This is a genomic window from Brevundimonas sp. UBA7534, from assembly GCF_002479325.1.
Taxonomy (GTDB): Bacteria; Pseudomonadota; Alphaproteobacteria; order Caulobacterales; family Caulobacteraceae; genus Brevundimonas.
In genome coordinates this window covers 2,422-2,882 of the sequence record NZ_DLMO01000031.1, presented here as the reverse complement: position 1 = coordinate 2,882, position 461 = coordinate 2,422, and the positions used below count along the sequence as shown (strand labels likewise).

Genomic DNA, 461 nt, shown 5'->3' with positions numbered 1-461 from the left:
CCACGCTGGCGCCGGTGTCGCAGCGGGCGGCCGCATGACCGATTCCGCCATCCGCAACGAGAGCGACCTGACCGACTGCGATCGCGAGCCGATCCACATCCCCCAGGCCGTTCAGCCTCACGGCTTTCTGCTGGTGCTGGACCCCGACGCCCAGGTGGTGCTCAAGGGCGCCGGCCCGATCGAGGACCTGACCGGGCGCGACAGCTGGCTGGATCGCCCGCTCGCCGACCTGCTGGGCGATCCGGTGGCGCGGCGCGTGCGGGACATGGCGCGGATGGAGGACAAGGGGTTCGCGAGCCGCTGGCGCGCTGTCAACCGCCTGGAGTACGACATCGTCATCCACTATGCGGCGCCGTCGATTTCCGGCCAGGCGCCGCGCGTGATCGTCGAGGTGGAGCAGAGCTCGCAGCAGACCCGCCTGGGCGTCGAACTGATCGCGCGCCTGGACGCCGCCGGCGCCG

At 71.8% G+C, this 461-nt stretch carries 1 pseudogene; it reads left to right on the top strand.

Features of this window, described 5'->3' with window-relative positions:
* Positions 1 to 34 precede the first annotated feature (34 nt).
* A pseudogene (locus B2U11_RS02210) lies at positions 35 to 461 on the top strand (histidine kinase); the annotation flags it as partial.